Origin of the sequence: Solobacterium moorei (assembly GCF_036323475.1) — a bacterium.
In the GTDB taxonomy this organism is placed as follows: Bacteria; Bacillota_I; Bacilli_A; order Erysipelotrichales; family Erysipelotrichaceae; genus Bulleidia; species Bulleidia moorei.
On sequence record NZ_AP028934.1, the window covers coordinates 548542 to 574666 of the forward strand.

30 protein-coding genes and 6 tRNA genes are annotated in these 26125 nt (G+C 36.1%); 32 read left to right on the forward strand and 4 right to left on the reverse strand.

Annotated elements, in window-relative coordinates; all coding sequences use genetic code 11:
* Positions 1-23: 23 nt before the first annotated feature.
* The 5 genes from cysK to RGT18_RS02590 all read left to right on the forward strand — a co-directional run bounded on the left by cysK (position 24) and on the right by RGT18_RS02590 (position 4886).
* Positions 24-956, forward strand: a complete 933-nt coding sequence (gene cysK / locus RGT18_RS02570; RefSeq protein ID WP_028078121.1) for a cysteine synthase A — start codon at positions 24-26, stop codon at positions 954-956.
* A gap of 1 nt (position 957) precedes the next feature.
* On the forward strand, positions 958-1776 hold the full coding sequence (locus RGT18_RS02575; protein WP_028078122.1) for a serine acetyltransferase domain-containing protein: 819 nt from the start codon (positions 958-960) through the stop codon (positions 1774-1776).
* 46 nt (positions 1777-1822) lie between these two features.
* A complete protein-coding gene (locus RGT18_RS02580; protein WP_028078123.1) occupies positions 1823-3232 on the forward strand; it encodes an MATE family efflux transporter in 1410 nt (469 codons plus the stop codon).
* A gap of 5 nt (positions 3233-3237) precedes the next feature.
* Positions 3238-4059: a metallophosphoesterase gene (locus tag RGT18_RS02585; RefSeq protein ID WP_051240985.1), complete on the forward strand. Its 822-nt coding sequence runs from the start codon at positions 3238-3240 to the stop codon at positions 4057-4059.
* Positions 4060-4616: 557 nt separating this feature from the next.
* Positions 4617-4886 carry a hypothetical protein gene (locus RGT18_RS02590; protein ID WP_028078124.1) on the forward strand — a complete coding sequence of 90 codons (270 nt, stop codon included), beginning with the start codon at positions 4617-4619 and terminating at the stop codon, positions 4884-4886.
* 368 nt (positions 4887-5254) lie between these two features.
* Here the strand turns inward: RGT18_RS02590 and alr are convergent, their stop codons facing one another.
* Together alr and RGT18_RS02600 are read right to left on the reverse strand one after the other, a co-directional pair.
* Positions 5255-6373 carry an alanine racemase gene (gene alr / locus RGT18_RS02595; protein WP_028078125.1) on the reverse strand — a complete coding sequence of 373 codons (1119 nt, stop codon included), beginning with the start codon at positions 6371-6373 and terminating at the stop codon, positions 5255-5257.
* A 9-nt stretch (positions 6374-6382) separates the two neighbouring features.
* The gene (locus RGT18_RS02600; RefSeq protein ID WP_006526129.1) at positions 6383-6826 is read right to left on the reverse strand and encodes a hypothetical protein; all 444 of its coding nucleotides are present in this window, start codon (positions 6824-6826) and stop codon (positions 6383-6385) included.
* Positions 6827-7142: 316 nt separating this feature from the next.
* Between RGT18_RS02600 and tnpA the strand changes: the two genes are divergently transcribed.
* Positions 7143-7607 carry an IS200/IS605 family transposase gene (gene tnpA / locus RGT18_RS02605; protein ID WP_006627367.1) on the forward strand — a complete coding sequence of 155 codons (465 nt, stop codon included), beginning with the start codon at positions 7143-7145 and terminating at the stop codon, positions 7605-7607.
* Between the two features lie 113 nt (positions 7608-7720).
* Here tnpA and RGT18_RS02610 read toward each other — a convergent pair whose 3' ends face one another.
* Entirely contained in the window at positions 7721-8692 is a 972-nt protein-coding gene (locus RGT18_RS02610) for an IS1595 family transposase (protein ID WP_338175064.1), read from the reverse strand.
* Between the two features lie 165 nt (positions 8693-8857).
* Positions 8858-10258, reverse strand: a complete 1401-nt coding sequence (locus RGT18_RS02615; protein WP_338174896.1) for an ISNCY family transposase — start codon at positions 10256-10258, stop codon at positions 8858-8860.
* 195 nt (positions 10259-10453) lie between these two features.
* Here RGT18_RS02615 and RGT18_RS02620 point away from each other — a divergent pair.
* The 26 genes from RGT18_RS02620 (at position 10454) to RGT18_RS02745 (ending at position 26067) form a co-directional block, all read left to right on the forward strand.
* Positions 10454-10529, forward strand: a tRNA-Val gene (locus tag RGT18_RS02620).
* An 8-nt stretch (positions 10530-10537) separates the two neighbouring features.
* Positions 10538-10613 (forward strand) — tRNA-Thr (locus RGT18_RS02625).
* Between the two features lie 7 nt (positions 10614-10620).
* Positions 10621-10705: transfer RNA gene (locus RGT18_RS02630), tRNA-Tyr, on the forward strand.
* 47 nt (positions 10706-10752) lie between these two features.
* Positions 10753-10827, forward strand: a tRNA-Gln gene (locus RGT18_RS02635).
* An 8-nt stretch (positions 10828-10835) separates the two neighbouring features.
* A tRNA-Lys gene (locus RGT18_RS02640) sits at positions 10836-10911 on the forward strand.
* A 15-nt stretch (positions 10912-10926) separates the two neighbouring features.
* Positions 10927-11000, forward strand: a tRNA-Gly gene (locus RGT18_RS02645).
* Between the two features lie 91 nt (positions 11001-11091).
* Complete coding sequence (locus RGT18_RS02650) at positions 11092-11400, forward strand: hypothetical protein (protein ID WP_028077651.1); 309 nt, start codon at positions 11092-11094, stop codon at positions 11398-11400.
* Between the two features lie 314 nt (positions 11401-11714).
* A complete protein-coding gene (locus tag RGT18_RS02655) occupies positions 11715-12749 on the forward strand; it encodes a hypothetical protein (protein ID WP_028077650.1) in 1035 nt (344 codons plus the stop codon).
* An 11-nt stretch (positions 12750-12760) separates the two neighbouring features.
* Complete coding sequence (locus RGT18_RS02660) at positions 12761-12943, forward strand: hypothetical protein (protein WP_028077649.1); 183 nt, start codon at positions 12761-12763, stop codon at positions 12941-12943.
* On the forward strand, positions 12940-13713 hold the full coding sequence (locus RGT18_RS02665) for a ParA family protein (RefSeq protein ID WP_028077648.1): 774 nt from the start codon (positions 12940-12942) through the stop codon (positions 13711-13713). Before RGT18_RS02660 ends, RGT18_RS02665 begins: the two co-directional genes overlap by 4 nt.
* A 2-nt stretch (positions 13714-13715) precedes the next feature.
* A complete protein-coding gene (locus tag RGT18_RS02670) occupies positions 13716-14489 on the forward strand; it encodes a ParB N-terminal domain-containing protein (protein ID WP_028077647.1) in 774 nt (257 codons plus the stop codon).
* Between the two features lie 69 nt (positions 14490-14558).
* Positions 14559-14912 (forward strand): hypothetical protein, encoded by a 354-nt coding sequence (locus tag RGT18_RS02675; protein ID WP_028077646.1) that lies wholly within the window; start codon positions 14559-14561, stop codon positions 14910-14912.
* Complete coding sequence (locus tag RGT18_RS02680) at positions 14912-15478, forward strand: hypothetical protein (protein ID WP_028077645.1); 567 nt, start codon at positions 14912-14914, stop codon at positions 15476-15478. The genes RGT18_RS02675 and RGT18_RS02680 overlap by 1 nt, the downstream gene beginning before the upstream one ends.
* A gap of 43 nt (positions 15479-15521) precedes the next feature.
* Entirely contained in the window at positions 15522-15701 is a 180-nt protein-coding gene (locus RGT18_RS02685; RefSeq protein WP_028077644.1) for a hypothetical protein, read from the forward strand.
* A 913-nt stretch (positions 15702-16614) separates the two neighbouring features.
* Positions 16615-16812: a helix-turn-helix domain-containing protein gene (locus RGT18_RS02690; protein ID WP_037403515.1), complete on the forward strand. Its 198-nt coding sequence runs from the start codon at positions 16615-16617 to the stop codon at positions 16810-16812.
* A complete protein-coding gene (locus RGT18_RS02695; RefSeq protein WP_028077640.1) occupies positions 16809-17405 on the forward strand; it encodes a hypothetical protein in 597 nt (198 codons plus the stop codon). The genes RGT18_RS02690 and RGT18_RS02695 overlap by 4 nt, the downstream gene beginning before the upstream one ends.
* Positions 17406-18011: 606 nt before the next feature.
* On the forward strand, positions 18012-18425 hold the full coding sequence (locus RGT18_RS02700; protein ID WP_037403514.1) for a helix-turn-helix domain-containing protein: 414 nt from the start codon (positions 18012-18014) through the stop codon (positions 18423-18425).
* Between the two features lie 63 nt (positions 18426-18488).
* Entirely contained in the window at positions 18489-18797 is a 309-nt protein-coding gene (locus RGT18_RS02705; RefSeq protein ID WP_338175071.1) for a hypothetical protein, read from the forward strand.
* A gap of 119 nt (positions 18798-18916) precedes the next feature.
* Positions 18917-19120, forward strand: a complete 204-nt coding sequence (locus tag RGT18_RS02710) for a helix-turn-helix domain-containing protein (protein WP_037403513.1) — start codon at positions 18917-18919, stop codon at positions 19118-19120.
* A 63-nt stretch (positions 19121-19183) separates the two neighbouring features.
* Positions 19184-19510 (forward strand): hypothetical protein, encoded by a 327-nt coding sequence (locus tag RGT18_RS02715; RefSeq protein ID WP_156022782.1) that lies wholly within the window; start codon positions 19184-19186, stop codon positions 19508-19510.
* A complete protein-coding gene (locus RGT18_RS02720; RefSeq protein WP_028077636.1) occupies positions 19501-20166 on the forward strand; it encodes a DUF6710 family protein in 666 nt (221 codons plus the stop codon). The genes RGT18_RS02715 and RGT18_RS02720 overlap by 10 nt, the downstream gene beginning before the upstream one ends.
* Before the next feature lie 293 nt (positions 20167-20459).
* Positions 20460-21320, forward strand: a complete 861-nt coding sequence (locus RGT18_RS02725) for a hypothetical protein (RefSeq protein ID WP_028077635.1) — start codon at positions 20460-20462, stop codon at positions 21318-21320.
* 19 nt (positions 21321-21339) lie between these two features.
* Positions 21340-21678: a hypothetical protein gene (locus RGT18_RS02730; protein WP_028077634.1), complete on the forward strand. Its 339-nt coding sequence runs from the start codon at positions 21340-21342 to the stop codon at positions 21676-21678.
* A gap of 68 nt (positions 21679-21746) precedes the next feature.
* Entirely contained in the window at positions 21747-22826 is a 1080-nt protein-coding gene (locus RGT18_RS02735) for a hypothetical protein (RefSeq protein ID WP_081659483.1), read from the forward strand.
* Between the two features lie 36 nt (positions 22827-22862).
* Complete coding sequence (locus tag RGT18_RS02740; protein WP_028077632.1) at positions 22863-23504, forward strand: hypothetical protein; 642 nt, start codon at positions 22863-22865, stop codon at positions 23502-23504.
* A gap of 208 nt (positions 23505-23712) precedes the next feature.
* Positions 23713-26067 carry a SpaA isopeptide-forming pilin-related protein gene (locus tag RGT18_RS02745; protein WP_028077631.1) on the forward strand — a complete coding sequence of 785 codons (2355 nt, stop codon included), beginning with the start codon at positions 23713-23715 and terminating at the stop codon, positions 26065-26067.
* Positions 26068-26125: the final 58 nt, after the last annotated feature.

Here is a 26125-nt window from a genome sequence, read left to right on the forward strand (position 1 = left end):
CATGAGAAAAAGAGGAAAATACTATGTCAAATATCAAAAAATCAACAACTGAATTAATTGGTCATACACCATTATTAGAACTTACACATTATGAAAAGGACCTTGGCTTAAAAACGCGCCTTGTAGCAAAGGTTGAATATTTTAACTTAACAGGTTCTGTCAAAGACAGAATTGCATATCAGATGATTGTAGATGCAGAAGAAGCTGGTTTATTAAAGCCAGGTGCTACAATTATTGAACCAACATCTGGTAACACAGGTATCGGTTTAGCTGCAGTTGGCACAGCAAAGGGTTATCGTGTTATTCTAGTAATGCCAGAAACAATGTCCGTTGAACGTCGTAAGATGGTAAAGGGCTATGGTGCTGAAGTTGTATTAACAGAAGGTGCTAAAGGTATGAAGGGTGCGATTGCCACGGCTGAAGAACTTGCGGCGGGTATTGAGAATTCCTTTATTCCACAGCAATTTGAAAATATGTCAAACCGCAAAGCACATTTCTTAACAACAGGACCAGAAATCTGGGAAGATACAGATGGTGAGGTTGATATCTTCGTTTCCGCTATCGGAACAGGAGGAACAATCACTGGTACAGGTAAGTACCTAAAGGAAAAGAATCCGAATGTGAAGGTAATTGGTGTTGAACCTGCAACAAGTGCTGTATTAACAGGTGGTAAACCAGGTTCTCATAAGATTCAAGGCATCGGCACAGGCTTCATTCCTACAACATTAGATACAGATATCTATGATGAAGTTATCCGTGTTACAGATGAAGAAGCTTTCGCAACAGGTGCTGAAATCGGCAGAAAGGAAGGAATATTAGTTGGTATTTCTTCGGGTTCAGCAATATACGCTGCACTTGAAGTAGCGAAGAGAGAAGAGAATGCAGGTAAGTTGATTGTTGTATTACTACCTGACTCAGGTGATCGCTATTTATCAACTGCATTATTCGCAGAATAAAATGGAAAATTACGAAACATTACTCAAAGAACTAAATGATATTACTGATGAAGATATAGTATTAAAAATGCGTATTCCTGATCGTACAAATATCATAACGATATTAAAGCAGGTACAAGCAGTTATTTTGCCAGATTACTATCATGCTGGAATGTTAAACCAGCAACAAGCGATAAACTATTTATCAGAAGGCTTACAGAAGGAGATTCAGGCTTCTCTGCAATTTAAGGGTGCAGATTGTTCCATATGTGGACATCTCAGAGATATGTTCTTGCAGGAACTACCTGCAATCAAACGCTCTGTCTTAACAGATATCCAAGCAATCTACGATGGTGATCCAGCGGCGAAATCGAAACCGGAAGTTGTCATTGCATATCCTGGTTTCTACGCTATCTTTATCTATCGTATCGCGCATGTGTTATATGACTTGGGTGTTCCATATATCCCACGTCTAATGGCAGAATATGCACATGAAAAGACGGGAATTGATATTAATCCTGGTGCGACGATTGGCGATTACTTCTGCATTGACCACGGTACTGGTGTTGTTATTGGTGAAACAGCAGTGCTTGGTCACCATGTGAAGTTATATCAGGGTGTTACGCTTGGTGCGAAGAGTTTCAAGGTCAATGAGAATGGCGAGCTTGTAAAGGGTATAAAACGTCATCCAAATATTGGCAATAACGTTGTTATCTATGCCAACGCTACAGTTCTTGGTGGTGATACCATAATTGGAGATGGTTGTGTGATTGGAGCGAGTGTATGGATTACAAAATCTGTAGATGCTGGCACAACTGTATACTTTAATCCAAATAAATAAGCATAAGGAGTACTCCAAAGGGAGTACCTTTTTGTATAATAGGTGTATGAATACACAGCTAGCAGAAAAGATACGGAGTGCAGAACAGTTAACACTTTCCGATAAGATAAAATTGATACGTGATTTCAGTATTCCTGGAATCCTAGCAGTCATTACAGAAACAGTGATGGGATTTATTGATACAGCGATGGTTGGTGCACTTGGTGCATTAGCCTCTGCATCAATTGGTCTTGTTATGTCGAGTACTTGGTTATTTGGAGAGCTTATTAACAGCGTTTCAATCGGCTTTTCGGTACAGGTTGCCCATGCCGTTGGTGCAGGTAAGCTTGACCGTAGTAGAAGGATATTTAAAGGGTCAATCTTAACGTCTTTATTGATATCTTTTTTGATTGCAGGAATCTGTTATGTATGGGCACATGTGGCCCCATCATGGCTACAAGCCCAGCCAGAGATCTGGAAAGATGCGATAGATTACCTAAGTTTATATGCAATCTTCCTTCCGATACGTCAGTTAAATTATCTGGTGAATGGTATGCTGCAATGTGCAGGTGATATGAAGACCCCAAGTAAGATGGCTGTATTAATGTGTATCTTAGATATTATCTTTAATTTTATTCTAATTTTCCCATCTCGGCTCATTTCGATCTTTGGTGTTGAGATATGGGTATATGGGGCAAATCTTGGTGTTTTGGGTGCACAGCTTGGTACATCACTTGCGGTATGTGTATGTACTGTGATTTCCTTTCAGGTAGCCCTAACAAAATCAAATGAATTACATATCAAAGAAATTTATGGAAATTGGTTTGCTAGTAAAGAGGTGTTGTCTTCTGCTTGGAAGATAGGAATGCCAAATGCGTTAGCACAAAGCGTATTATGCATGGGGCAGATTGTGTCAACGAAGATTATTGCGCCACTTGGTACAGTGGCCATTGCGGCACATTCCTTTGGTAATACGGTAGAATCAATTTGTTATATGCCAGGTTATGGTATCGCAGCTGCAGCTACAACACTGATTGGACAAGCAAGCGGAGCTGGTAAGAAAGATCTTGCGAAAGACTTTGCGAACATCATAACCCTATTGGGTATGTCTGTAATGGGTATCCTTGCAATAATCTTGTTTTTTGCATCACCGATGATTTTTGCAATATTAACACCAGATGTTGAAGTACAAAAGCTAGGTGTCAGTGTGATTCGTGTTGTCATGCTTGCAGAACCGTTATTTGCGGCATCAATTGTAATCACAGGTGTATTACGTGGTGCTGGTGATACGGTAGTGCCATTTATACTCAATTTATTGAGCTTATGGGGGATTCGTATTATACTAGCGTTCTTCTTAGCACCTACGATGGGTCTTATGGGAGCTTGGCTAGCGATGGCAATTGATATTTCGGTAAGAGGTGTATTATATTTAACTCGATTATATAAAACGAATTGGTTAAGTGGTGTAGGAGGGTAGAAGGTATGCGTACAATTATACTTGTTTCAGTTGTGATGATTTTATTGCTTGCACTGATTGTGTTTTTAGGATGGCCACATAAAATTGATGCGACTAGAAAAAAGATATATTCACCACTCATTTCAAAACGCGTGCGTATCTGTGTAATCTCTGATTTACATTCTCAAAGTTTTGGTAAAGACAATGAACGTATTATCCGTATGGTAAATAAACATAAACCAGATTTAATTGTATTTCCAGGGGATATTTTTACGCCAAGGGGAGATAATGAGAGTATGCTTGCATTCATGCATGCATTGAGACAATACCCACGTGTATACATTAGTGGTAACCATGATCAAGTACTTAAAGAAAAACTACAAGAGTATGTTATTGCGATGCGTTCCGATGGTGTGCAGGTTCTACTGGATGATAGTGAAGTAATGAATATTAATGGACAATTACTAGAAATCATTGGTTTAACAGATGGCGGGCCTAAGATGGATAAGACAGTAGAGGAAGTAGATTCTCTTTGTATGACAGCATATTATCGAATCCTTTTATCGCATCGTCCACACCATATTGCATTTTATGAACAACTACCTGTAAATCTAATTATCAGTGGACATGCACATGGTGGCCAATGGGCAATTCCATTTATTAGACAAGGATTATACGCACCACAACAAGGATTATTTCCAAGATATACTCATGGCATCAAGAATCTTGATGGAAGACTCTTGTATATTTCAAGAGGATTTGCGACTGGAAATAAATTCTTTGTTCGCTTGTATAATAATCCTGAATTAGGATTTATTGATTTGTTACCAATCAATGAAAAACGATGAACAATTTTGAAGTGAACCCTAAAAGTTGGATAACAACTTAGGAGGTTCACTTTTATTATGAAATAAACAAATGAGGACAAAGATGGAATCTACGAGGAACGCAAACCTAGATTCAAACTATTATATTGAAGAAAGAATACAGTCAAAAAAAGGCCTAACTCCTTATTAGGTAAGGAATTAAGCCTTATCATGTCTGTAAATTAAAGTGCCTAAGAAATTGGGATTTGCTTCATTTATTATACTGCTCTTTTAAATCAAATAATAGACTTGTATTTTAGAATGAAATTCATATGATGAAATTGTAAAAGAAATGCGAAAGGGAAACGCATTGTATGGGAAACTATAATATTTATTATCTGTGAGTTACAAAATGCAATATTAATGTTTAATTTTCTACATTTAGAAGGGAGAAGGGTATGACAGATATTTTTTCACTAGGAGCATCAACAATATACATGGACATAATTATACGTATTTTACTTATTATCATATTGATACTTGGAATAATTCATCTCACAAAGCAGTTATCTAAAAAGTGAAAAATAGGAGAATTGGAAATGAGAAAGTTATTAGCAATTGTGCTAGTTCTTTGCTGTGCATCAATGACTGGTTGTAAATCAACTTCTGCAGATAGAATAGTTACCGATAACGTCAAATATTATACAGAATCAGTTACTAATGTGAATGGTAGAAGTGTTGTGCTTGTATTTTATGAAAAAGATGATGTTTTATACTATAAAGCACTTGTTTCACCAGAGGAAGAGAAGTTTGATTATGTAGATCATTATCCGACAAAGTGGACAAAAATTTCCATAAATGATAATTAAGTGGAAGTGGTAAGAAGAACTTGGATGGCGATAAAAACATCATTGCATGTTAATGTTTTACATTCATGCACATTATTGAAATTATGAAAACCGATAATTATCGTAGCGGTTTTCGAATGTGCGTATTTTGCAGCAATTTTCACATTGATTCACAACTTATTAAAGATATGCAATATATACGCGATTTGTTATATCTTAAATGATTCTAATGGGAAATGGATTAATGAATACATACACTATTACAACAAAGAAAGAATATAGATAAAATTAAAAGACCTAACTCCTTGTCGGGCAAGGAATCAAGCCTTATCGTGTTTGTAAATTAAAGCGCCCAGGAAGTTAAGTGCACTTCAATTTTGTCCATCTCTTTATTTTCTTTCTTTTGTAAGGATACTCTTTTCCAAGCGAGAGTTTTCTTCGTATTGGATTTGGTTGTGCCAGATGTAACGACGTGTTACACGGCTACTGAGTAAACAGATAATTTCATATGGGATTGTATTTAATTCTTCGGCCATTTTTTCTAATGAGATGTGTTCGCCGAAGATTTCAACAACTGTTTTTACTGGAACTTCTTGTTCTAAGTGAATCATTACCTGATCCATACAAACACGTCCTACAATCTCGGCATATTGACCATCTACGTATACTTTTCTGCCTTGATTTGCACGAACAAATCCATCTGCATAACCAATTGGCAAGGTAGCAATGATTTCATCGTCCTTTGCAGTATAGGTAGCACCGTACCCAACTGTATCACCTGCATGCATATGTTTTGCCATAACAACTTCGCTATAAAGCGAAATTGCTGGTTCAAGGGATTTCTCGTAAGTGGAGATTCCGTAGAGTGAGATACCGATACGGCAAGCGTTTGAAGTATCCTCTTGAAAGAATGCGGTTGCGTCACTGTTATCACAATGTACCCAAGGAAAGGTATACGAGAAGGATTCTACTGCTTCTTTAAATTTTGAAAATTGAAGATTTGTAAGATTTAAATTGCTATCTGCACAACAAAAATGGGTGAAGATTCCTTCCATATCACAGTTGGTAGCTTGCAGTTTTTCAAAGGCTAAATGGAGTTCGTCAATTGTACGGAAGCCAATACGACTCATACCTGTATCAACCTTGAGATGTACATGTAAACCTTCACAGTTCTGTTTAATTGCCTTTATGACCCATTCAGTAGAGTAAGCAGTACAGGAGATACCATGCTTGATCAAAATGGGAATATCACTAGCTTCTGTGGCTCCCAGTATTAATAGTTTCCCTTCATAACCTTCGTTTCGAAGTACGAGAGCTTCATCTAGCGATGATACCGCAATCATTTCTGCACCTGCTTCTAAAACAGCACGTGCTACGTGAATATCACCACAGCCATAGGCATCTGCTTTTAATACGGCGATGATTTTCTTCTGACAAATTTCTTTTAATTGAATCAAGTTGCGCTCAATCTTATCTAGATTGACTTGCATCCATGTTTTTCTATACATATTACACCTCTATAAAATAACTGATTGTGTATACCCAACGTATATACCAATTAAACGGAACGCAATACTAATTAATGCGTAAACGTTAAGCGAAGCAAAACTACGAAGATAGGATAGGAAGAATGTTGCAATCAGTGTAAAATTTCCACTCGCAAATAAGATGGCCGCTCTAGGAATGGATAGCGCTCTTGTTAAGTCGCCAATAAAGATTGCGATAAAGGTCATAATTGCACCGACAACCATGAATCGCGTATGAACACCTCTACCAAAATGTTTGATCGTAGCAGCAATTCCATAGCCGATAGCAACAAACATTAGAGAGAATTCGATATGTAAGAATGCGGTAATCAGTCCGTATAAATTACCAAGGATAACTGCAGCGATAAATCCGGTGATGATTGCAGCAATAAAACGTTGGTTATTATCTAAGTATCTAGCGTTATAGATTTTCATTTGAAACCTCCATAAAACATCTATTATTGTAGCACATTCACTTGTGAAACATCATTATGGGTTTAATATCCATCGAGTAAAATGCGTAAGAAAGGGGAGGTTAGAAAAATTTCAAAAAAATTGGCTATATTAGCAAATTGGTGAGATGTAGCAATTCAATAAATGAATACATCTTCTGATTATAGGAAACGAAGTTTCCTATAAAAACCATACGCTATGCGTATGAGAATGGAAAAGCTTAAGCGATGAAAAAAGCCTCCGTATATAATTGAATAAGGCTGACAACCGAAATTCAAAATATAAGGAGGAGATATCAATGGCAACAAAGCCAAATGACGATTCAAGTTTATCACATACGAGATGGAACTGTAAGTATCATATTGTGTTTATACCAAAGTATAGAAGAAAGGCAATTTACGGAAAATTAAGAGCAGATATAGGAGGGATATTGAGACAGTTGTGTGCATATAAAGATGTAGAAATTATAGAAGCACATGCAATGAGAGATCATATACATATGTTGGTAAAGATACCACCGAAGATAGCAGTATCAAGTTTCATGGGATACTTGAAAGGCAAATCATCGTTGATGATATTTGAGAAACATGCAAATTTAAAATATAAATATGGCAATCGAAACTTTTGGGCGAAGGGTTACTATGTAAGTACGGTAGGACTAAATACGAAGGTAGTAGAAGAGTATATCCGAAATCAAGAAAAAGAAGATATGATACAGGATAATCTAAGTAAAAAAGAATATGTAGACCCTTTTAAAGGGTAAGCCATAGTGTGCAAACACGGTTGTCAGTCTTTTACACAAGACCCTTAAGGGTTGAAGTGTGGTAAAGGCCCTTATAGGGTAGCCTAAAAACCGCACGTTATACGTGCGGATTGTTATTTCATATCTACAATACGGAAGAAGTCAGTTATCTGATGCATTCTTTTCTTGATGGATAGAAGGATCTCCTGAACATCACATCCACTGTATTCTCTAACAAGAACAAATAGTGCTGCATATCTGTTCGGATATTTACTGGCAACACCTCCATACTTCTTGTACCACTTTTTTATCAGTGAATGAAACGCATTTACGTTATTCAAGTGATCAATGGATGTATAACATGTATGATCTTTCATGATTCTCTTTTCACAGTGCTTCTCTTCTAAAAGACAACTATATGCTGCTTTGCCATCAAGCCACGCCATACTGTGCTCCCCAATATTGTCTGCAAGCTTCATTATGTCTCTACTGGTTGGAGTAGCAGTATTCGTAGCTTTTAAAACAGCAGTGCCGTTTCTCTGCACTGCTGTTGGTAAACATATTTGTTCGTTAGATAATCCACGCTTTGAAGCTGAGCCGCCACGTTTTCTAGGTTCAACACCTGCTATCTTTTCGCCTTTATGAGAATTGAGAAGATACTTTTCATCTAACTCAATCTCTCCGGATACTACTGTAGTATTCAGAAGTTCTTCAAACATGTGAAGTAGTTTCATTCTCATACGCCATACAGTATATGTACTGATATCCAGCGTAGCTGCTGTTTTTTCTATAGGAACCTGTGCAAATGTATCTGTGATTAACAGATCCCATTTAGATTCATCCTGATGTGAATAATGTGTAAGCTGGCCATAATCAATAGTAAAGCGTTTATGACAGCTACTGCATTGAAGCATTGGTTTACCACTATTTGCCTTTCCGCCTTTTGTAAAACGAGAATTAACAGAGCCACATTTAGGACACACTTTAATACAGTAGTTTCTGGATTCTTTCTTTGCATTTACCAGGTCAATCAGCTCTCTGTCGATTTTATCTTTAGCAAATTGATCTAAGGAATTGTAATGTTCAATAATTTCTAAGTCTTTCATAATAGTCTCCTTGAGTTCACTATTATGATAATGAGTCACAACTCATTTACTGTACACGTATATGTACAGTAAATGAACTTATTCACCGTTTTGCTAATATAGCCAAAAAATTTGAAAAAAAGAAATTAAAAAGGGTGTCAACCAAAAATGAAAATGTCTTAAAAATTAACGAACATTAGCGGAGCTATAATAGTTCTGCTTTTTTGTAAATAATTGATATGAATACTTCCTCCAAGGGTGAGATATCGGCGGAATATATACTTTCTTTTTCTCAGGAGTTTCAATGATATTATCGAACTCACCCGAATTTTCTTCAAACACTTGTACTTCTTCTAAGATGTATAGTGTATCCATCGCATTGACAAAGATCTTTTGATCAAATGATTCAATAACCAATACCTCCATCTTAGGTCTTAGTGGAATTCTATTGTGTTCCTTGTCATAGGCCATCCAATACTTGTTTTTGAACTTGATACAGTTGCCTTGATCGACTATTCTCGATGAAATGATTGCCAATGTTTGATTGATTGTTTCTATATCTGGTTGTACTTCAAATACAGAATTGGTACTATTCAAGTGTAGGGCGAACCTTGCATTGAATTCCTTTAGGTAGGATTTTAGGAACTTATTCGCGTCCGCCATACAAGTAATACGAGCACGTCTAAGTTCAACTGGCAAACGTGATTGGAAAGTCTGGTTGAGACGTTCGATGCGTCCTTTGGCTTGTGCGATGCTCGTTGTTTTGATTTCGACACCAAGGTTATGGCAGGCGTAGGAGAACTGTGTGAAGGTATCCTCGTCGTCGAAGGCCTTGGTTTTCTTTCTGTATTCAAATACGGTTCGTTTATCCGTATAGAATAGAGCGGGTATGCCATAGTCGACTAGTATCTGATGGAAAACGTTGTAATAGCCACGTAGGGTCTCCTGTATATCAAAGTGGGCTCCAACAGCAGTACCGGTCGCATCATCTACAGCTAGGTGTAGATGCCATATCTCGCCAGGAATCCATTCGTAGCTTGAAGCGTCCATTTGAATCATCTCTCCCATATATTTGGATCTAGATCTTCGTGAATGAGGCGTATCATCTTCAATTGATTCGATTTGTTCATTGATTGCGTTTCTGGCCTTTGTAGATGTTGTTTGGTCTAATCGTTTTGTCAAACGTTCCTTTAATTGTTTCTTGGTTTTTCGATGGGCCTTTGGGGACAAGACATCGTGTTCTGATAACCAGTTTCTAATAGTGGTGTCACTGATGGAGATGCCGAGGTCCATCTGGACGATTTCACTGAAATGAGTGATGTTGGCATCAAGATACTCGTTAAGATAGAGTTCAATGATTTTGTTTTTCGTTTCCAGTGAGAATGTGTTTGATGGTAATCGTCCACGATTACCATGTGAAAATGAGGATTTGCCTTCAGACTTATAACGTGTAATCAGGCGGTTGATAGTACGAATAGAACAATTTAGTTTTAATGCCGCACGGCGTTTATTGCCAGAATGATCAACCAGTTCTTTAATAATGTTGTATTTGTTTTCTTCCATAGGGGTTAATATAATCTTTTTCATATTCAATCCAATCTAATGGAATGAATCATAACAATTCCTTTCTATAAATGGGGCATTTTCCCTTTCGGTTCATTAAGACAATATCAACTTCGATTCAGAAATTTGAAAAAAAGAAATTAAAAAGTGTTGACGATGAAAAGTCACCATGCTACTATATTAAAGCATTCCACAAAATAAGGAATGTAAGGGATAGATGGAGGTTTAGCTCAGTTGGGAGAGCATCTGCCTTACAAGCAGAGGGTCAGCGGTTCGAGCCCGTTAACCTCCACCATTTTTTTCGCCGACTTAGCTCAATTGGCAGAGCAATTGATTTGTAATCAATAGGTTGTAGGTTCGATTCCTATAGTCGGCACCATTTATTTGGAGACGTAGCGAAGTGGCTAAACGCGGCAGACTGTAAATCTGCTCCCTCTGGGTTCGGTGGTTCGAAACCACCCGTCTCCACCATTTACTGATGATGCATCGAGTGATGCTTACGAGTTGGACTTGATTATTGGGGTATAGCCAAGCGGTAAGGCAAGGGACTTTGACTCCCTCATTCGTAAGTTCGAATCTTACTACCCCAGCCATTTAAGATGTCTCGGTAGCTCAGACGGTAGAGCAACTGACTTTTAATCAGTGGGTCGAGGGTTCGAGTCCCTTCCGAGACACCACTTTATTTAAAATATGCGAGTGTAGTTCAATGGTAGAACGACAGCCTTCCAAGCTGTATACGTGAGTTCGATTCTCATCACTCGCTCCATAACATTCAAATAGGTAGCTATAGGTAACTTATAGCTACCTATTTTTGCGTTTTACGAAAGAAATTTGTCTAAAGAAAGGAGGGTGAGCAAATGGGTGATTGGAGTAGAGTTACAGTTAGAAATAGAGAAGATCTGATTGCATGGAGATATATGGTGCAAGATTTCGAAAAACGAATTGGCAAAAATATAAATGGAGCAGATAAGCAAATTCTGATGCAGGCAATAAATATGAATAAGTATACGTTCAATAAATATACCAGAGGAGATATTCCTAGAATATCCTTACGATACTTCATTACTTATTGTAAAGCGTTCCATATTGATTCTTCTAAATACTTTGCTGGACTTGCAGAAGCTATCGAAAATGATATGAAAAAATATCCAGATGAATATAAATAAAAAAATCACCGAACGCTCAAGCTTGGCGGCAATGAGTTCTGTGATTAAAGGGGAAAGAAGGTTAATAACCTTCAATATAGTGCATTAATAGAGGACTAAGATACCCTCAGTATGACCTGATACCCTCAGTATGACCTGATACCCTCAGTACGACCTGAAGAACCTCACCACCTCTTTGCATATATAAATATATAAGATTTAAATAAAAAAATCAATTTTAAAGATGTTAAAAATTTATTAAAAATCACAAATAAATAAAAAAACAACAACATAGGAAACCTATGATGTGTAGTTAATAAGATGAAAGGAACCTTATGCATTCATTTTTCAACCGTAGCAATCTGTTTGATGACCTTCAATCAGTCTTAAGTATTTCCGAGTGGCTTGCTGAAACCGCTGGTGAATTAGTAGCTGATGCTACTGTAGCTTCTCTAGGTTATTTAGAATTCTTTTCTCAACTAGAGCAGTTTGAGATTCTTCGTGCAGGCAAGAGAACTCAAAGCAACAATATTCAAGCAAAATCCTTAGAGATTTTGATCCCAGATAGTATTCAGGATTGTAAGCACTGTGCTTGCTCCATCATGGATGAAATCTTTGGAGATGAACCACCGTTACCTTATGTAGCTTTCTTAGTTACACGAGGAAAGGGCAGATATTTAAGAATCCTTATCTCAGAGCGTTATTACAGTGAAGAGGAGATTGTTTATGTAGACCGCTGGAAAAGCGACCGTTATCAAAACAAAGTGACTGGACGATTATGCAAAGCTGCTGATCCAGAAGCTAAAAAGATTGTTAGTGCTGGAGATGTTAGAAAAACTTGGGTATCTCATTTCAGTTTAAAGAGCCGAATGTTCAGTGCTGATGGTTTTGCTAGAAAACATTCCAACCGAAAGGAAAGAATTGGATTTGATAGATTATTGAAGCATCTTAGACAGTGCATTGTTGCAGCTTTTGTTAAATTGAAAGTTCAATTTACGAAAGAATTCAATATTCCAAAACTTAAGAGACATGATTGGTTGAATCAATATCAAAATATCAATCTCACAAGAATCAATAATGCAATACATCATATTGAAAACGAGCTGCAAGAAGAATGGATTGCAGTCAGAGATGGTTATTTTATACAAAATGCTAAGACGTATGACCGCTTTATGGCACTTGCAAAGAGATATTTAAATCGTTTCAAAAATGGTTTTTTCAATAAGAGAGTTGGAGGAAACAGAAAACTGAAACTATCATTCTCACCGTTTATGAACGTAGTGAGAGTTCAAGAGAATCTGGATTCTCTAATTGAAGATTTTGATCAGGAAATTGAAGAATTCCGTATGCAGGAAAGATATGGAATCTAGAAAGGGAAAATATGGACAGAGAGATAGTTAGAGAACTACAGCAGGTGATTTATAAAGTGAATGAAGCGGCAAAATCTACGGTTTCTGTAAATGGGAAGGCAGAATTGGAATCTATAATAGATGATTTACTCAAAGTGGAAACAAGATTGAGTGTCTATCAGAAATACACACAAAACAGAAAGGAAGAAATATGATCACATCAATTTGGAATGTCAAAGGTGGTGTTGGTAAAACACTGACCAGCATCAATTTAGCTGCTGGATTTGCGAAGGAAGGAAAGAAAACACTATTAGTGGATATGGACGGACAGTCCAGTGTGTCTTATCTCTTATTTCCGGAAAGAGAGTTTGAGGATGGAGATTTGACGATTGTAGATGCTTTAGCAGGAACAGGTGAAATAAGTGAATGTATCTATCATACGAATATTGAAAATTTGGATGTTATTCCTGCAACAATCTACTTATTTACGGTAGAAAAGCAAATGTTGGTAAATACATCATCTGGAATACAACAGACAAAACTAAAGAAGTTGCTGAAGAAGTTACAAGGTTATGACGAAATCATCATAGATAATAATCCTTCTATCAATCTATGTACTACCAATGCATTATGTGCATGCGACAGATTAATCATTCCTGCCGACCTTGAAAAGGGCGCTTTGAAAGGAATTGAATTGACTCTGCAGCATTCTCAGGAAATCTTAGAAAACATTGATGGGGCAAACTTTGAAATCAGAGTCCTTCCTACGAAAATCCAACGAAACAAGATTGATACAGAAACATTGGAAGAATTAAAGATAGCATATGGATCCATGGTTTATCAGACCAATATCCGTTATCAAGCTGCACCGATTAAAGATTCTTCTATGAAGGGAAGAATGTTGATAAATGATATGAAATCACGTTCAAAGGTTGCGCAAGACTATAGAGACCTAGTGGCGGAAGTTCTGCAGGAGGAGAAATAAAAATGGGACTACTAACATCTAAAAATGGATTATTAAATAGCGCTTCTCTTGAAGCAGCAAAACTAGGAAAGATTATCTATGTTTCCGTTGAGGAACTTTGTGCTAATGAGAAGAACGTCTATGAAATGGATGATATAGACCTGCTAGTTGAAAACATCCAGGAGATGGGATTGATTGAACCACTACATGCATTTAAAAGTGGTGATGGACAATATGTCCTTACATCTGGACATCGTAGATTACAGGCAATCAAAGAGATTATTGAAAGTGGAGAAACTGTTAAATATAACGGGAAGGCACTTGATGATCATGAGATACCAGTGATCTTGAATTATCCAGACAATGAGTTGCAAGAAAGAGTGATGCTGCTAAGTTCTAATGCGTATAGAACGATGGATAAAAAGGAGCGTAGACAAGTCATATTAGAAGCACACCGCTGCTATACAATCCACTGTGCAAATGGAGATAAGCCAGAAGGACGTGAAAGAGAATGGATCACAGCCATTACGGGTATTTCCGATGGAACAGTAAAGGATGTCCTGGCAGAGATAAATAAGAAAGATGTGGATGGAGATTTATCAATATCTGCTGAAGATATCGTAGAGAAAGAACCGGAAGAAGATGAGTTTCAAAAGTGCATCAAAAAGATTCAAAGCCTGGATAAATTTCTGCAAAAGAAATCACCAGATTTTAGAGAGAAAGATGAATTGACCAAACAACAACTAAGGATAGCGATTGATGGGCTAATTGATACCTTGGAGATATTAAGAGGATAAGTGATAAAGGTTTAGTGATACCTTGGGGCAAATTGCCCCAAAGGAAAGAAAGTGAAGCGGAGGAAAACTATGGAACTGGAAGATATGGTGAAAAATATTGATGATATCTGTGGAACAGTTTTACAAACGGCAAGTAGTGAAACAAGTCCGGAGATATGGCATATGATAGCAACTCTTAAAGTGCTTTCCGGCGCTTCATTGAACCAGGTGCAGACTTTGGAAATGAATAACCTTGAATTAAAGAAGTCTGATCAACTGCACTTAAAAGACCTGATTTATCTTTATTTGAAAACTGCATCACTTAACAATTTGATGGAACTAGAACAAATGATTCCGAATTTCAAACTGAAATACCAAGCAAAGATTCTAAATGAAGCAGAGATGGAACTGATTAGAAAATCTATGGAGAACAGAGGTGGATAATGATTGGATATGAAGTGATGATTAAAAAAACAAGCTCATATGCAAGACTGAAATATTTATTTGGAATCTGGCTTGATTTTTCTAAGATGGTTGGCAATGTCTATTCTATAAATGATGACTATACAATTCACGTTGAAGAAGATTTTGAAAGGATGCACTATAAATCAGCAACGAAATGGATACTCTCTGCATCTGATGAAAACAACCATCAGCAAGAAGACACGGTGATTCAAAGAATGGATAGAGATAAAGATACTTATAACTTTATAAAATACTGGGCTAAAAGCATTAATGGAAACTACCTTGACGCACTCGAAAGAGAACTAATCATCAGGAAATGGCTTTTAAATCAAAAACATGAATGCATTTGCAGGGAATGTTATATCTCCAGAAGTACATATTTTAAAAAGGTCAAAGATGCGGAAAGAATGCTGATCCTGTTGTGGAAGCTGGATCATTATGATGAATACGGAAATATGAGGCAATATCAAGAAATATTCCAGGAGCGATATGAAGCACTTGGAGAAAGGGCAAAGATAGATGAATACTATCCAGCATTCCTTTAAAAAGATTTTTGGGGCAAATTGCCCCAGGAAAGGAAAGTAAGCGATGGATGAAGAATTGATGGTGATTTTATCTAAAGATAATAGAGCCTTTGAAACTGCTTGGTTCAGTAATATGAAAGCAGCTAAGAAGTGGGCGGATAAGATTAGAGATACTAACGATTATGTGGTAACGATTTTTAAAGGCTCTGATGATAACCCAATCGAGCAATATATGGTGATATAAAAATTGGGGCAAATTGCCCCAGAAGAAGGAAATAAGATGAAGGAAAAATTTTATACAAGATATCTGATTCTGAATACATTGTTACTGACATTGAGTCTGGTGTTTTATTTGGTATTGTCAGATTTATATATAAGATACCTTGTTTTGGCAAGTTTATATATTATTAGCGAAGTAGTGCTAATACGAATAATGTGTGATGACAAGAAAGTATATATATCACGTTTGCTTTTGGTTACTGTAACAATGGTTGTATATGCGATTGTAATGACGATTTTATTTATGAAAGTGTATCCTTTAATTTTTGGATCTTAGTGATAATTCTATATCTTTAATGATATGTTCTACAGCAATCTTACTACAGTATAGGGAAGAACCTAAAAATGAGAGAAGTAGAATATTCATAAAACGTATAGTCATGTTTGTTATTCCAAACATATCAAAAAGTGGGCTTGCGATACCTATAACAAAGGAAAAAACAGCGGTACTTAATAACTGGAAAAATGTTGATAGATTATTAAGTGGAACTAATTTATCCTCCTGTGTATAGTCATTTATTTCAAGTATAGAATTAATCGTCCATTTAATTGAGATGAATAGAATATATAAGAAAAGAATGAATAATGCAGCAGTATATAAGAAGAATAGGACAGCTTTATTAGAAACATTTTGTACGAGAGAGAGCCATATTATCAAATAAAAGCCAAACAAATAAAAAATTATTATGCAAATTAATATTCCACAGAAAAAATATGATTTTTTCTTGGTATAAGAAATTACTTTATCAATAGGTACCTTATGCTTGTGATAAAACAATCTGAGCGGATTATGGATCTTATTAGGTGATTTATCCATGTTAGTACCTCCAATATGCTATTAAATTATACTCCCATAAGGGAGTGGAAGGAACACTATTATGTTGTCAAACAAAATTGAGCAATTAAGAAAAGAAAAAGGATATACTTTTGCAAAACTATCCGAATTATCAGGAATCAGTACAGGAAGATTATCTGATCTGGCTACAGGGAAACGAAATAATCCAACTATGGATACTCTTATAAAATTGGCAGATGCATTAGATGTAACATTAGATGAGTTGGTAGGAAGAAAATGAAAACAAGCTTGGGGCAAATTGCCCCCAGAGGTGAGTATAACGATATGAAGAAAATAGGAATTCATACTATAAAGAAGTATCTAAATAAATCGTTCTTGAAATCTAATGGCTGGGATTATTTTGAAAAAACCATTCCTAACACAGCAGAAGAGGAACATTGGATGGTAGAAAATACAATTAGAAAGAAATTTTTGATAACCACCCATGGATATAAAATTGAACTACATAAATATGGATTTAAATGGGTAATACTTGCAAAGCAAGTAAATACCGATAAAATGCTTGAATCCTCTAAAAGAATCCTTGAATGGATTGAACTGTATTTGAGAAAGTTTGAAGTTAGGTATTACCTAAAAATGAAATGGCAACATGTGTGGCAAATGGATTATGGGAAATGGTACGAGCCTTCAAGGGAGTTTTCAAATATCAAAAATTTCATTCGTTTGCAGTATAAGGATTTAGTAAACCATGGGACATATTATTTTGATTTTCCTGAAGAAATGCTTCCAGAAAGTTTAGAAAGTATTCAATATCTTCAGCATTGTCTAATTGAGCTAAGTGTTGCTTGCTTGTTATCCAATGATAAGAAATAAAGTCGATATATGAATCAAAGCAAAATACGGATAAATCAGATTGTGATAGAAGTTCAATTTTAAAATTATAGAAAAAACTATTTCTAGAATGTATCGCTCTATGGTTTCCGTCAATTAGAAGAAGCGGAGTAGAATGATAAAAATATTGAACAGCAATTCCTTTACGCTTAGGGTGAGTTGTATCATTCTGCAAATTTGGCTCTGAAGTATAAATCAACTTGGAATAATTTTTAAATTTAGTGTGCTGGGGAATAATATCACCTTGATAAATGAGAGCGTGAATATTATTCACGTTAAAATTAATCTCCCAGTTAGCAGTAGGTGATGTTTCCTTAATTAGATAATGCTCTATATATTGTTTATTCCATTTTTCTGAATACCGTATGTTAGGGTAGTAATAATTTTCGGCTAGTTTTGGAAATAGGATACCTTCCCACAACGTAGCGAACTTAGTCATGGTTGTATTATTTGCTAATGTTTTATAGTGATTAAAAAGTTTAAGAATATCATCATATCTTGCTTCATCTTCAGACAGGAACATGAGACAAAATCCTCCTAAATGTAATTGAATTATACTTCACATAAATGAAGTTAGAAAGGAAACCAATGAATACAGAAAGTTTCAAGCGGTTAAAGAAAGAAAAAGGAATAAACAATTATGAAATACATAAAAGATCAGGTGTGCTTGAATCGACCTTATCTGAATTTGAAAGAGGAAAGCATACAGATCTACGCATAAGTACACTTATAAAGATAGCGGATGCATTAGATGTAACATTGAATGAGTTGGTGGGAAGGGGCGATGGTTGGAACCTAACACAAGGTATATGTGTTGCGGGTACATGGATGATAAAGAACCACAATGAGGAAACTATGGTCATTGACATGCTTGCATCTATGCATATTACAAAAGAACTGATGCAACAGGAACATGTTGCGGAAGAGGATTATGAAATATTGTCTGAAGCAATAGATTCTAATTGGGGAAGATATGTTAGACAACTGCCAGAAAATATTTAAAATACAGTTCCAAAGCAAAAGTGAGTCTGGGGGCGAAACGCCCCCAGAAGAAAGGATAAGGATGTGAAAATAATATTACTTGGCTTACTTATTGCATTACATTTTGCAATCGTTGCACCAAAAATTACTGATACAAATGATAAAGCTGCAGAAATTTTTATTGGAATAACAAAATTATCAATAATCTATCTATTATTTATGAATATTGATATGCAGATTATTAAATATACATTTGGAAAGGAAGGAGAATATATAGCAAATATCATTTGTTATACAGGCTCGATATTTTTGATACCAACATACTGTATCTGCTATGCATTAAAACTATTGTTTTTAAAATGGGAGAAGAAACTGGAAAACAGATGGAAGTAAGGATATTAAATTGAAGAGAAAATCCATAAATAAAACCTCCGAGATATGACCAAATTATATAAAAACAGAGATGTGCTGTATGGTCTTTAAGGACTACATATGTAGAAAGAGATGAAATTATGATAAATGAAAATTTAAAGAAGATATGTGAAGAAAAGGATATAAGTGCGTATCACTTAGCAAAGATTACACAATTGCCTATAAGTGTAGTAGCAAAGATTATTAGAGGTGAAGTGAAAAATCCACGCATTGATAGTGTTATCAAAATGGCAGATGCATTAGATGTAACATTAGATGAGTTGGTTGGTAGAAAAAGGAATTAATGTTTGGGGGCGACACCGCAGGCGTACCTTGGTAAACGCCCCCAGAAGAAAGGGATTTTCAATATGCTTGATGGAGAAAGCTATATATTTAAATTATCTGATACGGTGAAAGAACAATTGACAGACGGAAAACAAGGCGAATACGTTAGAAAAATCATTGAGAAATGTGAGGCAATAGTGACAAATGAACCTAGTAAATTGATAAAAGAATATGAAGATATAAGTTACATTGAAATAAACTGGTTAATCCAATTCAAATTCTATTTCAAGATGATGAAGGACTATAAAGAGGCGTGGTTTAGTACAGAAGATCTAAGGCAGTTGGCACAAAAGGATTTTGTCCGATATCATTTAGTTAAAGATATGATAGAGGAATGTTTATGCACTTAAAATTGTTTTCAAGGAAAAATGAAGTGACCACATTAAAAGATGAGGATATTCAAATTTGCAAGTTTAGAAGGTGCTTACAAGGTATTAGAGAAAATGTGGATACTCTTGTTAAAAATATGGATGGGCAAGAGCGGCGAAAGATAAACAACTATAAAAAGAAGCTTCTAGCAGCTTTTGCTGAAATGTATAGAAAGCAATTGTTATATGAAGTAGCAACCGAAGATATTAATAGAATAAAAAACTTTGATATGCACAAAGAAGTGTATCCACCATTAAAAAACGTCTGTAATGATTATTCAATAGAGGTAATGGATATATCAAAACTATCTATACTAACCACATATAGAAAACCATATTCATTAATAGGTGGTCTTAGAAAAGAAACATTAAAGTATAAAAACTATAATATCTACTTCTATAAACATTTAAAAATAGGTGGATGTGGAGATGGAAATCATAGAACACTAGCAATTATATTAAATCAACAGCCATTTTATAAAGAAGTGAAAGTATATGATGACAGCGAATATTTCCGATATGTTCGTACAGATGGATATTGGTGGTATCAAATAAGTGACAACCAAGTTCTAGGTAAAGTATTTGATTATAAAGTTGCTATTATATTTGAACTAGAAAAAGAAAGCTGCTCTTTATAACTAGAGTGAAAATGTCTGGGGCAAATTGCCCCAGAAGGTAAAGAGTTTATTTAAAAAATATGAGATTGGTATTTCTCTTTATCACAGAAAACAGTAAAAGTCAATAGTGAATGGGTCTCAACTTTTTCTCGGAATTTTTAGGAATGAAACGTGGTATTATGGTAATGTGGAAATTCACATGAAAGGTACCCGGAGTAGTAGCCAGGTACCTTTTTCAATGATTGGAACAAATTAGAGACTTGGATGGTTTTTGGTACAAAGCAAGTGGTAATTTATAAGAGAAGGGATGGAAGATGAATGAACAAGAAAAGATGAAGCATCAACTATATGGCTTGAATACCGTCGCAGTATTAGAAACTTTATGTATCAATGTGATTGACATCATGGACAGCATAGAGGCTTTTAAGAAAGAATATGGTGTAGGTGCTGGTGCAGAGGTAATCCGTGGACTGGATGAGGTTCAGAAAAACTTTGATGTGAATCGAAAGAAGTTAGCTAAGATGGTAGGTGTAGTGGCTGATGGTATAGAAGACTATATGAGCGGCAAAAAAATGATGCCACGTTACCAGATCCAACTGATTGATGATGATCTAGTCTTTAAGAATACAGATGGTGCAGTGTATTTGAAAATTCCTGAAGAAGTGTTGGATGGCAATATGAAGGTGAAGTTGTCTAAGCGATTTCTTACAGTCTATGATAAGGGCTTTATGGAATGGAGATATTATCCAGAAACAAAGGTGTATTTATATAACGGAGACAATAGAGAAGAGTGTAGTTCATTCTCCTTTGTAAAACTGCTAAAGGAATCAAATTCTGTAATGGAACGGAAACGACAGGAAGACCTGAGTAAGAAGGCTAACTTGATTGGAGCAATAGATGGATTCTTTCATAAATATGATCCAAACGGTTATGAAAAAGTCTATGCAAATCAAGAAGATGCAATGATTGATTTTGATAGATATCTTCTGCAGCAACCTGATGCACTTAAAAATGCAATCAGTAAGACTGCAGAGAATGCAAAACTTGCTGGTGAAGAGTTACAACACATTCAAACTATACTAACAGCGATTGAAGAATTTACGAGCAAATATTCTTTAAAAGCAGAGAGTTCATTATTCAACAACTTGGAAACAAGTGCAGAAATAGAAATTTAATAAGTCGAAAGGAAAAGTTATGAACAGACAAGAACAGTATCAAAATGCATTAGTAGACACAAACAAGGAATTCTTTATCACATTGATTGAAGGAATCATCTTATCAGTGGCTATCTGGATGATAGGTAAGAATGAGATGAAATTTGCGTATCTAGTGTATTATGCAATGATTCCATTTGGTTACAAACTGATAAATTACTTATTATCTAAAACGAGAATCATGTTGATTGCTTCACCTGCATTCTGGATCGGATTATTCATTGCAAAGGTCATTGCTGCAGGTATTATCTGTGTACCAGCATTCATATATCAGTTGGTCAAGGTTATTATGAGCAACTACAAGCCAAAACAAGCCTAATCACTATAGATAACATTTAAAAAGACCTTTGGGGCAATTTGCCCCAGGAAAGGAAAGATGGTGATTGTTTGGAAGAAATAGACAAATATAGGCAGCTTGGCTTCAGAGGCAATAAACTGCAGCAGATCAAGATGGGACTTGAAGAGGGACTGGATGTTTCGATTTATGCAAAGCCAGAATATAACGAATGGCAAATGGAACAAATCAGACTTGGACTAAAGGATCATATTGATGTAAGTGTATATGCCTTTATAACGATTCCAGCAGATGAGATGCAACATATCCGTGAGAAGCTTGTATACGAAAGCGGACAGCTTGAGATGCGAGATGAGGAAATCAAGCAGAAAAGATTAAAAAAGATATTGCTTCTGATTGTATCTGCAATTGCAGTTGTAGGATTGATATTGATTAGCGTGATTGGTGGAGATAAAATCAAACGCTATATGCAAAGACTTGAAATCAACCTAAAAGATAGTTCTGTTGAAGTAGACTATCAATCAATGTTTAATCCTAGAGATTATATAGTAGATTATTCAGAAGAAAATGAAGTAAAACTAAGTATTGATAGTGATGTTGATACAAGTAAATTAGGTTTGTATAAAGTTAAATATACGATTGATAACGGAATCAAGAATATCTCCAAAACATTAGATGTCAAAGTTGTAGATAAGGATGCTCCAGTAATCACATTAAGAGAAACTAATGTATCAATGTATCGAACAGATACATTCTCTTGTGAGGCTTACATCCAATCAGCAATAGATAATGTGGACGGTGATATTTCCAAAAATGTTAAGTGTAGCAGTATCGACTCAACTAAGGATACTCAAGTAGTAACGTATAGTGTTGAAGACAGCCAGCATAATAAAGCGGAGGCTACATTGAACCTGCATCTATCTGATAAACCTGCACCTACACCTGATGTTATCTATGTTGAGGTGCCATCACAAGGAAACAATGGCTCGGGGCAAATTGCCCCAAGCACAAGTACATCACACGGAACGCAATACTTCATGTTCAGTGATGGATACAATCTTGATTCAGGATATTCAGCATGTATTGCGACTGGATCTGGATACGGAGCATATTCATGTGAACCAATCATGGGTGCAGATGGATTATACAAAGGATATAAATTAACTTATTAAAATATTGGGGCAAATTGCCCCGAAGGGAGAAAAGACATGAATAAAAAGAAAATATTCATCATCGTTAGCATCTTTGCTGCAATTGGATTAGTAGTTATGCTATTCATGCTACCTAAGCCAAGAACCAACAATTCAGCAAAACATGAAACAAGCACCGAAACTTCTACATCGAAGAAGAACGATAAGAAAGATGATAAGAAGGATAACAAACAATCCGACAAGAAAGATAGCAAGAAGGATGATAAAAAGGAAGATAAGAAAGAAGATACTTCCACTACATCCGAAACACCAGTTACTCCTACAACTGAGATAACTACTACTGAGACACAGAACAATAACACTGGTTCTTCAGTAACCAATACTCCAACTACGAATACAACTCCATCTCAACCAGATCCGCAGCCGATTTATCAAACGATTCATCATGACGAAGTAGGACACTATGAAACACAGGTCATAGCTGAAGCTTGGGACGAGCCAATCTATGAACGTAAGATTATTGGTAATCAGACGGGTACTGTATATAACTCTTTAGATGAGTGGGGAAATTCAGAAGATGGCAGTTACCACGTTGGTGATGTGCAAGTAGGCACTACACACCACGATGCGGTTACTCAACAAGTTTGGGTGGTTGATCAATATGCTTGGGATGAAACAATAATCGTTGGGTATAAATAAGATTTAAAAATTAAATTCAGTCAATTTTCTCCTAAAGAGGGCGATAGATGTGAAAATCTACCGCCTTTTTTAATGGAGAAATCTTAAAGATAACATTGCCTATTTTGATTATCTGCTACAGCAAATAGGCGATGAGATATATCGCAGCACACGACAAGCTTCATACAATGCAGAGAAATGAAATTCATAACACAGGAGGAATTGAAGAATGAATTTACAAAATAAAATTAAGAAGAAAGCCGTCAAATTATTCAGTGTGTTGATGGCTTTTTTAATGGCACTAGCAGTTTTCCCAATGCATTTGGTGACAACACCGGTAGATGCCAGCACTGTTAGCGTTGATACGCTGGAAGTTGGTGATACATTTTCCGGAACATTAGGCACCTCTAATACAGATGCCGGTATTGGGCATCATACATTTGACATTGATTATATTGATGGACTATTAGGAAGCGTATCAAATCAAATTGTTAATCAGTTAGCGGTGTATTGTGAAGAACCGGGACACATTGGGTTGACATATAAAACAGCCTATGAACCGGGAGATAAGACATATTATCCGTATAACGCTACTGTAACGGATGTTCAACCGGATGGTAGAGTAACGATCCGTATCGACGTACCACGTTACCTGAATCCATATACCGGCGAAGAGGCAACGGGAACCAACTATGATACGGGAACTACAGTTCCATATCAAAGATGTGGAGCTACATGGGTGATTCAGACTGCACCACGAAATATCACAGTAAATGTTACATTAGATAAATCAAATGGTAATCCTGCAATGACACAAGGTAACGCAGCTTGCTATGCTCAAGATTTAAGTGGAGCAGTATATGGGGTTTACTCAGATGCTGCATTAACAAATGAAGTGGGACGTATTACTACAGATGCCAATGGTCATGGTGAATTAAATGGAATCGTTGTACAGCGCAATGCAGTCTTATATACAAAAGAATTGGTAGCACCAAGAGGATTTAATCTTGATTCACAGGTTTACCGTCATGCATTCACAACAAATGGCGAAACATACAATGTGCAATCTACTGATCAGCCACTTAATGACCCATTAAATATCGAATTAAATAAGGTTTCTGCAGATGGAAATGTTATTGCAAATCCTGCAAGTCTAGAAGGAGCTGAATTTACTATTAAATACTATGCAGGGCAATATACATTTGATGATTTGCCAACCACAGCAACACGTACTTGGGTAATTAAAACAATTAGAGCAAATAATGGAAGTTATAGGGCATGGTTAGATAATAATCATCTTGTATCTGGTGATCCATTTTATTTAGATGCAGGTATTCCAACATTACCACTTGGAACTTTGACTGTGGAAGAGACCAAGGCTCCAGCAGGATACACGTTAGACAATAAAGTTATTGATGCATCTAATACACCAGCACCAAATATTAGAAATGGTGTGGTTCTATTTAATATTGTAGATGACAATTCAACTGCTAGAGTTGTTGGTGGCAACGAGTACACTGTTGTGGAAGGTGTTGTACGTGGTGGTTTAGAAATCCAGAAGAAAGATGCAGATACAAATGAAAATGTAGGTGTAGCAACATTCCAAATTGTTAATAAGAATAACTATGATGTTGTGGCAAGAGATGAAAACGGTGATGTTGTGGCTACAGCAGCTGCTGGTGAAAGTTTACCATATACAATCACAACAGATGCTAACGGATACTGGAAATCAAACGATAGTTTCCTTCCGGCTGGAAAATATGAACTTGTAGAAACCAAAGCCCCTGAAGGATACTACTTAAACACAACAGCAAAATCATTTGAAATCAAAGACAATGGAGCAATCGTTAGTCTTCAATATGCAGACGATAAGATTGTGATTGATGTAGCGAAGACAGATGGCAAGGGCAACAACGTTGCTGGCGCTAAGATGACACTGATTGACAAGGTGACTGGTAATGAGATTGCTACATTCACATCCACTAAGGAAAACACAGACATTTCTAAGTTTGTTGAAGGTGGTAAGACTTATATCTTACGTGAAGATGAAGCACCATTTGGATTTAATAAGTTTGAGGACATTGGATTTACTGTTACAGGTACACGCCAGCACGAACAAGTTGTGATGGCTGTAGACACACGTAAAGTGTTCTACGTGAGCGCAATTAAGGTTGATGCAATGGATAACTCAAAGAAACTAAAAGGTGCTGAATTGACGTTATTTAAAGCGGATGGCACGGTTGCTTTAGATAAGGACGGTAAAGAATGCAAAGGAATCACTGATGGTGAAGGAGTTATCACTTGGGCAGTAGAATACGCTGAAGATCTTGGTGGATATTATATTCAAGAAACTGCCGCACCGGAAGGTTATAGAATTAACAATGATCATCATAAAGTTGTAATTTCCGAAGACTATGATTTTGCTGTAAACAATGCCGTAAAAGTGGTAGTTAATGATACAGCATTACCGGCAATCGTTAAGACAGCCGATACATTCAATGCGGTATTATTTGTAGTCTTGTTGATTGGCAGCCTGGGTGCAGCAGTATTCTTATTCTTTAAGAAGAAGGAATTAGTGAAGTAAGGATATAAAAAATGCTTGGGGCAAATTGCCCCAAGTTTTTTAAAGGGAAAGGATGTGA

Bases quoted from the DNA above. Each gene is read 5' to 3' on its own strand.
- RGT18_RS02585 (WP_051240985.1), top strand. From the start codon at position 3,238: ATGCGTACAATTATACTTGTTTCAGTTGTGATGATTTTATTGCTTGCA.
- alr (WP_028078125.1), bottom strand. From the start codon at position 6,373: ATGTATAGAAAAACATGGATGCAAGTCAATCTAGATAAGATTGAGCGC.
- RGT18_RS02720 (WP_028077636.1), top strand. From the start codon at position 19,501: ATGCACTTAAAATTGTTTTCAAGGAAAAATGAAGTGACCACATTAAAA.
- RGT18_RS02715 (WP_156022782.1), top strand. From the start codon at position 19,184: ATGCTTGATGGAGAAAGCTATATATTTAAATTATCTGATACGGTGAAA.
- RGT18_RS02700 (WP_037403514.1), top strand. From the start codon at position 18,012: ATGAATACAGAAAGTTTCAAGCGGTTAAAGAAAGAAAAAGGAATAAAC.
- tnpA (WP_006627367.1), top strand. From the start codon at position 7,143: ATGGCAACAAAGCCAAATGACGATTCAAGTTTATCACATACGAGATGG.
- RGT18_RS02690 (WP_037403515.1), top strand. From the start codon at position 16,615: ATGTTGTCAAACAAAATTGAGCAATTAAGAAAAGAAAAAGGATATACT.
- RGT18_RS02665 (WP_028077648.1), top strand. From the start codon at position 12,940: ATGATCACATCAATTTGGAATGTCAAAGGTGGTGTTGGTAAAACACTG.
- RGT18_RS02725 (WP_028077635.1), top strand. From the start codon at position 20,460: ATGAATGAACAAGAAAAGATGAAGCATCAACTATATGGCTTGAATACC.
- RGT18_RS02655 (WP_028077650.1), top strand. From the start codon at position 11,715: ATGCATTCATTTTTCAACCGTAGCAATCTGTTTGATGACCTTCAATCA.
- RGT18_RS02670 (WP_028077647.1), top strand. From the start codon at position 13,716: ATGGGACTACTAACATCTAAAAATGGATTATTAAATAGCGCTTCTCTT.
- RGT18_RS02685 (WP_028077644.1), top strand. From the start codon at position 15,522: ATGGATGAAGAATTGATGGTGATTTTATCTAAAGATAATAGAGCCTTT.
- RGT18_RS02590 (WP_028078124.1), top strand. From the start codon at position 4,617: ATGAGAAAGTTATTAGCAATTGTGCTAGTTCTTTGCTGTGCATCAATG.
- RGT18_RS02680 (WP_028077645.1), top strand. From the start codon at position 14,912: ATGATTGGATATGAAGTGATGATTAAAAAAACAAGCTCATATGCAAGA.
- RGT18_RS02710 (WP_037403513.1), top strand. From the start codon at position 18,917: ATGATAAATGAAAATTTAAAGAAGATATGTGAAGAAAAGGATATAAGT.
- RGT18_RS02730 (WP_028077634.1), top strand. From the start codon at position 21,340: ATGAACAGACAAGAACAGTATCAAAATGCATTAGTAGACACAAACAAG.
- RGT18_RS02575 (WP_028078122.1), top strand. From the start codon at position 958: ATGGAAAATTACGAAACATTACTCAAAGAACTAAATGATATTACTGAT.
- RGT18_RS02660 (WP_028077649.1), top strand. From the start codon at position 12,761: ATGGACAGAGAGATAGTTAGAGAACTACAGCAGGTGATTTATAAAGTG.
- RGT18_RS02650 (WP_028077651.1), top strand. From the start codon at position 11,092: ATGGGTGATTGGAGTAGAGTTACAGTTAGAAATAGAGAAGATCTGATT.
- RGT18_RS02615 (WP_338174896.1), bottom strand. From the start codon at position 10,258: ATGAAAAAGATTATATTAACCCCTATGGAAGAAAACAAATACAACATT.
- RGT18_RS02610 (WP_338175064.1), bottom strand. From the start codon at position 8,692: ATGAAAGACTTAGAAATTATTGAACATTACAATTCCTTAGATCAATTT.
- cysK (WP_028078121.1), top strand. From the start codon at position 24: ATGTCAAATATCAAAAAATCAACAACTGAATTAATTGGTCATACACCA.
- RGT18_RS02600 (WP_006526129.1), bottom strand. From the start codon at position 6,826: ATGAAAATCTATAACGCTAGATACTTAGATAATAACCAACGTTTTATT.
- RGT18_RS02740 (WP_028077632.1), top strand. From the start codon at position 22,863: ATGAATAAAAAGAAAATATTCATCATCGTTAGCATCTTTGCTGCAATT.
- RGT18_RS02675 (WP_028077646.1), top strand. From the start codon at position 14,559: ATGGAACTGGAAGATATGGTGAAAAATATTGATGATATCTGTGGAACA.
- RGT18_RS02745 (WP_028077631.1), top strand. From the start codon at position 23,713: ATGAATTTACAAAATAAAATTAAGAAGAAAGCCGTCAAATTATTCAGT.
- RGT18_RS02580 (WP_028078123.1), top strand. From the start codon at position 1,823: ATGAATACACAGCTAGCAGAAAAGATACGGAGTGCAGAACAGTTAACA.
- RGT18_RS02695 (WP_028077640.1), top strand. From the start codon at position 16,809: ATGAAAACAAGCTTGGGGCAAATTGCCCCCAGAGGTGAGTATAACGAT.